The 1,119-nt window shown below is 57.6% G+C and carries 1 pseudogene; it reads left to right on the top strand.

From position 1 onward, the window contains the following. Nucleotides 1-867: 867 nt before the first annotated feature. Nucleotides 868-1,119 (top strand): annotated as a pseudogene (locus tag P0D89_RS53235) (polyhydroxyalkanoate depolymerase); the annotation flags it as partial.

Genomic DNA, 1,119 nt, shown 5'->3' on the forward strand with positions numbered 1-1,119 from the left:
GTTCGCCATCGGCGAACTGAGCCATACACGAATTGCCAAACGCTCTGGTTGATGCCCGAGCTGCGTGTATTGAGATTATTTCGGCGTTTCCACACAGCCTGGGTCGCCTGCTGCCGATCGGTACCCTTCGAGACTCAGGCGGCGCATGCTGTTTGCATAAGGCAGCGAACGGCCAACAGAAGCCGGTCTCCAGACAACGGACCTTCGCGCTCCGACTACGCTCGTCGCGTCCTCGGCCAGAACCCTCCCTGATGGTCCGGAAAAAAAATCGTATCGCCGATGTGTGGCAGAAGACATCGTGCGCGTGGCAGATTTCGACGCATCGTTTCGATAGTGCTCGCGTCTGCCTGTAGGCAAACTTGATGCGTGGCGGCAACGCGAGTCGCGGAGAACGACATGAGAGCTGCGGAGAGATCCTTGCACTGGGCCGTCGAAAAAATGGCCATCTCCGACACTAGAGATGGCTGTGCGCGTCACTCAATTTCACCGTACCGTCCAGCAGCGCAAGCGCGGCCTGCAATGAACGGGCATCATAGCTCCGCATGAATGTCGGTGTGCCGGCGTAGCACGCTTACGCAGCAACTGGTGGACGAGGTATCTTGCAGGATCTTGTTTGCGCCATCCGCGCATCCCCAACACTTCAATGAGCGAACCATCATGGATCAAGTATCCGCCAAGCGATAATTCGCCGAAAAGCTGGCGATGCCGAGGCCATCGCGAACATGCCCGGTAACCGCCTTTACCGACAATAGTCACGTACCGACACGGATTCGTGATCGTCAAACTCAGGCTAGCTAAATGGCCCGCCGCAACGCGATACGCGTGTTTGCGCAGCCCTCTGCGAACCGCCCTAATGCCGGAGCACCCATGCTCTATCAACTGCACGAATTCCAGCGGGCGATGTTGAGCCCCCTTACAGCCTGGGCCCAGGCCGCGTCGAAATCGTTCGCGAATCCCGCCAGTCCGTTGGCCTATGTGCCCGGCGCCACGCGCCTCTCAGCCGGTTACGAACTGCTCTACCGGCTTGGCAAGGATTACGAAAAGCCCGAGTTCAATCTCCATCAGATTGTCAAAGATGGCCATAACATTCCGATCATCGAACAGATCATTGTCGAGAAG

The organism is Paraburkholderia sp. RL18-085-BIA-A (genome assembly GCF_046027075.1).
GTDB lineage: Bacteria > Pseudomonadota > Gammaproteobacteria > Burkholderiales > Burkholderiaceae > Paraburkholderia.